Origin of the sequence: Actinokineospora sp. (genome assembly GCF_050699995.1) — a bacterium.
Taxonomy (GTDB): Bacteria; Actinomycetota; Actinomycetes; order Mycobacteriales; family Pseudonocardiaceae; genus Actinokineospora.
The window spans coordinates 1-5,322 of the sequence record NZ_JBOHGC010000147.1 but is presented as its reverse complement, the minus strand read 5'-3'; the positions used below and the strand labels follow the sequence as shown (position 1 = coordinate 5,322).

Genomic DNA, 5,322 nt, shown 5'->3' with positions numbered 1-5,322 from the left:
AGACGCTGGCCGAAGTCGTCGACCACGGTGGGTTCACCGGTCACGACGCGCTCGCCGACGAGATCGGGAAACTCGTCGTCCTGAACAGCGACGGCGTCATTCCCCGGCAAGTGCTCGACGGCCTGAGGGAGATAGCGGACCGTGCGCCGTCGCATGCCTCCGCCACCGTTCCGATCCACGCGGACTGCCACTGGGGCAACTGGCTCGCCCACGACCGGCGCGTGACGGCGCTGTTGGACTTCGAATGGGCCCGCTTCGGGGATCCGATCGACGACTGGTTCTTCCTCGCCCGATTCAGCGGCCCGCACTTGGCAGCCGTCCTCGACGTCATCGCCCGAGCCACGGCCACCCCCTCGGAAACCCTCCGCGCCGAGTGCGAAATCCGTGAAGCGGTCTACCTCAGCTCCGACCTGCGGGCCGCTCTCGAACACTCCGGCCCCCACGCGCCGATGGCCGTCGAGCGCCTACGCAACCTCGATGAACTCATCGTCGAACGGCTTTGGTGGGGCAACGTCCAGTGACGGGGTGCTTCATTGAGCAGAGTCGTGGATGGCTTGGATCAGCGCTGTGGAGGCGGGCGGGTCCGGTGGTTCGCCGTAGGTGACGGCGTAGAGCTGACGGGGGGAACTGTCGAGCTTGGTGGTGTGGATGTCGGGTCGGCGGTGGGCTTGGAGGGCGAGTCCGGGCAGGGTGCTGACACCTGTTCCCGCGGCGACGAGGGCTTGCACGACGACCATGTCGTCGCTAACGGATGCGATGCGTGGGGTGAAGCCTTCTCGTCGGCATATGGTGGTCAGCTCGGTCTGGCATCGGTCGCAGCCGCCGATCCAGGGGGAGTCGCGATGGTTCGCGACGCTGTCGTCGGGTTGTCTGCTGACGAGGTAGATCGGGTCGTCGCAGATGTGGACGAGGCGGAATCCTTCTTCCTCGACGGGGGCGGCGGGGTATCGGAAGATGAGGGCGACGTCGATTTCGCTGTGCCGCAGCATCTGCAACGCCGCGTCCGGGTGACGGTCGAACACGCTCAATTCGATTCCGGGATGCGCCTCGGCCAGCAGGGTGGCTGCCTTGGGCACGATCGTGCTCAGCGCGGACGCGTTGGCGGCCAGGCGGATCCGCCCGGACCGCAGACCGACCTGGGCCGCGAGCTCCCGAGTGGCCGCGTCGACTCTTCCCACGATCTCGCCTGCCCGGTTGGCCAGCAGCCGCCCTTCCGGGGTCAGCCGGATCCCACGACCGACGCGCTGGACGAGCTTGACGCCGACGGCCGCTTCCAGGCGAGACAGGTGGTGGCTCACCGACGGCTGGGAGTAGCGCAGCTCCTTCGCCGCTTTGGTCACCGACCCGTGGCGCGCCACCGCGGCCAGGACCTTGAGGTGCACCAGGTTGAGCATGGATCAAGATTATCAATGAGTCTGCTACAAGATCGGCATTAGACGTCATGGATCAAATGGCCCATGCTGGTAGGTACTGGGGGCTCATCGGGTCAGTCGATGGGCGGCACATTGAGGAGACGGACATGGGCAGGGTCATCGCCGACCAAACCATCACGGCCGACGGCTACTCGGCTGGGCTCAACCAGACCGAGGAGCAACCGTTCGGCGAAGACGGCGGCGACGGCTGGGGCGACCGGCTGCACGCCTGGATGTTCGACAACCCCGAGGAGAACCGGGCCGAGATCGCCCAGCTGCACTCCGCCAAAGCGGTGATCATGGGGCGGAACATGTTCGGCCCGGTGCGCGGCGACTGGGATCGGCCGTGGAATGGCTGGTGGGGAGACAACCCGCCGTTCCACTCCTCGGTCTTCGTCCTCACCCACCACCCGCGCGACCCGCAGCCGATGGAAGGCGGCACCACGTACTACTTCGTCACCGACGGAATCGAGTCGGCACTGGCCCAGGCACGCGAGGCGGCAGGCGACGGCGACGTCTCGATCCACGGCGGCGCGAGCACCATCAACCAGTACCTCGCCGCCGGGCTGATCGACGAGCTGCGGCTGCACATCGTGCCGTACACGATCGGTGCGGGCGTCCGGATTTTCGACGGCGTCCCGCCCCTGAATCTCGAGCAGGTGGCTTCGCGGGCGGCGAGCGCGGTCACGCACGTGACCTATCGCGTGCTGTCCTGAATCAGGCTGTTTCTACGAGCCGGTCGAGGACACGCTTGTAGTAGGTGCGGAAGAACTTCTTGCCCATGAACCGCATCATCCCGACCCCGATCTTGGCGGGCAGGTTGATGGCTGTGTTGTCCCAGACGCAGTGGAGATCGCTGCCGCCGCCTGCCGCCGGTCGGACTTCAACCGTGTGGAGGCTGGACGTGGCCAGGTAGGCGCTTTCGGTCACGGTCATGACGACCTTGCCCGGCGTCGACCAGTTGTAGTGCCGGCGGGCGTTGATCTTGGGCAGGTCCTGCCCCTCCAGCACGTCGGCCTCGGTCTCGCCGACCGAGAACACCCGGTACTGACGAGGTGAGAGCGCGGGCCAGCGCTTGGGCCGATCCGCCGAGAAGTCCGTGAACAGCTCGATGACCTGCTCGGGCGTGGCCTTCGTGTGGACGTCGAACTCGAAACGAGTGCGCATGACGCTCCCTGACGTGGCCGAAACGACAACGGGTGCCGTCCATGGTGGACGACACCCGTTGTGGGCTCAACTCAGATCAGCGGCGGAACAGCAGTGCGCGCTTGACTTCCTGGATGGCCTTGGTGACCTGGATGCCACGCGGGCACGCGTCCGTGCAGTTGAAGGTCGTTCGGCACCGCCACACGCCCTCCGCGTCGTTCAGGATGTCCAACCGCTCCTGGGCGCCCTCGTCACGCGAGTCGAAGATGAACCGGTGGGCGTTGACGATGGCCGCCGGACCGAAGTACGAGCCCTCGTTCCAGAACACCGGGCAAGACGTCGTGCAGCAAGCACAAAGGATGCACTTGGTGGTGTCGTCGAAACGTTCGCGGTCGGCCGCCGACTGGATGCGCTCGCGGGTCGGCTCGTTCCCATACGTGATCAGGAACGGCTTGACCGCCTTGAACGCCTCCATGAACGGTTCCATGTCGACGAGCAGGTCCTTGTGGACCGGCAGGCCCTTGATCGGGGCCACCGTGATGGTGGTCTGCTTCCCCTTGGCCGCCATCAGGTCCTTGACCAGCACCTTGCACGCCAACCGGTTGACGCCGTTGATCTGCATGGCGTCGGAGCCGCAGATGCCGTGGGCGCAGGACCGGCGGAACGTCAGGGTCCCGTCGAAGTACCACTTGATGTAGTGCAGCAGGTTCAGCACCCGGTCGGTGGGCAGCGCGGGGACGCCGAAGGTCTCCCAGCGCGGCTCCGAGTCGGTCTCCGGGTTGAAGCGCAGGATCTTCACCGTGATGGTGACGGCGCCCTCGGGCACCGGCGGCTGGTCGCCCCGGGCACCGGCCGAGTCAGTGACAGTTGCGGCGGTCATCAGTACTTGCGCTCCATCGGCTTGTACCGGGTGAAGGTGACGGGCTTGTAGTCGAGCCGGATGTCCGACTTCAGACCGTCGCCCTGCTTGTAGAACATGCTGTGACGCATGAAGTTCGTGTCGTCGCGGTGCGGGTAGTCCTCGCGGGCGTGGCCGCCGCGTGATTCCTTGCGCGCCAGCGCGCCGACGACCAGGACCTCGGCCAGCTCCAGCAGGAAGCCCAGTTCCACGGCCTCCAGCAGGTCGGTGTTGAACCGCTTGCCCTTGTCCTGCACGGTGATGTGCGCGTAGCGGTCCTTGAGCGCCTGCACGTCGTGCAGGGCCTGCTTCAAGGTCTCCTCGGTGCGGTACACCGACGCGTTGGCGTCCATCGTGGCCTGCAGTTCGGTGCGGATGTCGGCCACCCGCTCCTTGCCGTGCTCCGACAGCACCAGCTCGACCTGCGCCTGCACGGCCGCCGCGGGGTTCTCCGGCAGCTCGACGTGCTCGTGGTTGTTCGCGTACTCGGCCGCGGCCAGACCCGCCCGACGCCCGAAGACGTTGATGTCGAGCAGCGAGTTCGTGCCCAGCCGGTTCGCGCCGTGCACCGATACGCACGCGCACTCGCCCGCGGCATACAAACCAGGCACCACGTTGTCGTTGTCCCGCAGCACTTCGCCGTGGATGTTGGTCGGGATGCCGCCCATCGCGTAGTGCGCGGTCGGGTACACCGGGACCGGCTCGGTCACCGGGTCGACCGCGAGGTACGTGCGGGCGAACTCGGTGATGTCGGGCAACTTGGTCTCCAGGACCTCCGCGCCCAGGTGCGTGCAGTCGAGCAGCACGTAGTCCTTGTTCGGACCCGCTCCTCGTCCCTCCAGCACCTCCAGGGCCATCGACCGGGCGACGATGTCACGCGGCGCGAGGTCCTTGATGGTGGGGGCGTAGCGCTCCATGAACCGCTCGCCGGAGGCGTTGCGCAGGATCGCGCCCTCGCCTCGGGCACCCTCCGTGAGCAGGATGCCCAGGCCCGCGAGGCCTGTCGGGTGGAACTGGTAGAACTCCATGTCCTCCAGCGGCAGGCCCTTGCGGTACACGATGCCCATGCCGTCGCCGGTCAGGGTGTGCGCGTTCGACGTGGTCTTGAAGACCTTGCCGAAGCCGCCGGTCGCGAAGACGACAGCCTTCGCGGAGAACACGTGGATCTCGCCGGTCGCGAGCTCGTAGGCGATCGCGCCGGTGCAGACCGGGCCGTTCTCCGTCTCGGTGAGACAGATGTCGAGCACGTAGAACTCGTTGAAGAACTCGATGCCGTGCTTCACGCAGTTCTGGTACAGCGTCTGCAGGATCATGTGACCGGTGCGGTCGGCGGCGTAGCAGGCGCGGCGGACCGCGGCCTCACCATGGTTGCGGGTGTGCCCGCCGAAGCGCCGCTGGTCGATCTTGCCCTCGGGCGTGCGGTTGAACGGCAGGCCCATCTTCTCCAGGTCGAGGACCGCGTCGATGGCCTCCTTCGCCATGATCTCGGCGGCGTCCTGGTCGACCAGGTAGTCGCCGCCCTTGATCGTGTCGAAGGTGTGCCACTCCCAGTTGTCCTCTTCGACGTTGGCCAGCGCGGCGCACATGCCGCCCTGGGCCGCGCCGGTGTGCGAGCGGGTCGGGTAGAGCTTGGTCAGCACCGCGGTGCGGGCCCGCTGGCCGGACTCGATGGCCGCCCGCATGCCCGCGCCGCCGGCCCCGACGATCACCACGTCGTACTTGTGGAACTGCATCTCACTTGCTCCTGTGGTGGGTGCGGCGCTCAGGCGGGGATGTCCGGGTCGAAGGTGAAGATCACCAGGGTGCCGAGCACCAGGATCACCGCCATGGACACGTAGAGCAGCATCTTGAGCCAGAACCGGGTGG

At 66.8% G+C, this 5,322-nt stretch carries 6 protein-coding genes and 1 pseudogene; 2 read left to right on the top strand and 5 right to left on the bottom strand.

Annotation, left to right across the window (positions count from 1 at the left end; translation table 11 throughout):
- On the top strand, nucleotides 1-521 hold a 521-nt coding region (locus tag ACRDSQ_RS08660; RefSeq protein ID WP_431420272.1), incomplete at its 5' end, for a phosphotransferase family protein.
- Between the two features lie 9 nt (nucleotides 522-530).
- On the opposite strand, the gene ACRDSQ_RS08655 is transcribed toward ACRDSQ_RS08660, so the two are convergent.
- On the bottom strand, nucleotides 531-1,394 hold the full coding sequence (locus tag ACRDSQ_RS08655) for a LysR family transcriptional regulator (RefSeq protein WP_431420271.1): 864 nt from the start codon (nucleotides 1,392-1,394) through the stop codon (nucleotides 531-533).
- 125 nt (nucleotides 1,395-1,519) lie between these two features.
- Here ACRDSQ_RS08655 and ACRDSQ_RS08650 point away from each other — a divergent pair, with 125 nt between their 5' ends.
- On the top strand, nucleotides 1,520-2,128 hold the full coding sequence (locus ACRDSQ_RS08650) for a dihydrofolate reductase family protein (protein WP_431420270.1): 609 nt from the start codon (nucleotides 1,520-1,522) through the stop codon (nucleotides 2,126-2,128).
- Between the two features lies 1 nt (nucleotide 2,129).
- Here ACRDSQ_RS08650 and ACRDSQ_RS08645 read toward each other — a convergent pair whose 3' ends face one another.
- The 4 genes and pseudogenes from ACRDSQ_RS08645 to ACRDSQ_RS08630 form a co-directional block, all read right to left on the bottom strand.
- Nucleotides 2,130-2,579, bottom strand: coding sequence for a hypothetical protein (locus ACRDSQ_RS08645; RefSeq protein ID WP_431420267.1), 450 nt, complete (start codon nucleotides 2,577-2,579; stop codon nucleotides 2,130-2,132).
- A 76-nt stretch (nucleotides 2,580-2,655) separates the two neighbouring features.
- On the bottom strand, nucleotides 2,656-3,438 hold the full coding sequence (locus tag ACRDSQ_RS08640; RefSeq protein WP_431420265.1) for a succinate dehydrogenase iron-sulfur subunit: 783 nt from the start codon (nucleotides 3,436-3,438) through the stop codon (nucleotides 2,656-2,658).
- Nucleotides 3,438-5,189, bottom strand: a complete 1,752-nt coding sequence (sdhA, locus tag ACRDSQ_RS08635) for a succinate dehydrogenase flavoprotein subunit (protein WP_431420263.1) — start codon at nucleotides 5,187-5,189, stop codon at nucleotides 3,438-3,440. Before sdhA ends, ACRDSQ_RS08640 begins: the two co-directional genes overlap by 1 nt.
- A 29-nt stretch (nucleotides 5,190-5,218) precedes the next feature.
- A pseudogene (locus ACRDSQ_RS08630) lies at nucleotides 5,219-5,322 on the bottom strand (succinate dehydrogenase hydrophobic membrane anchor subunit); the annotation flags it as partial.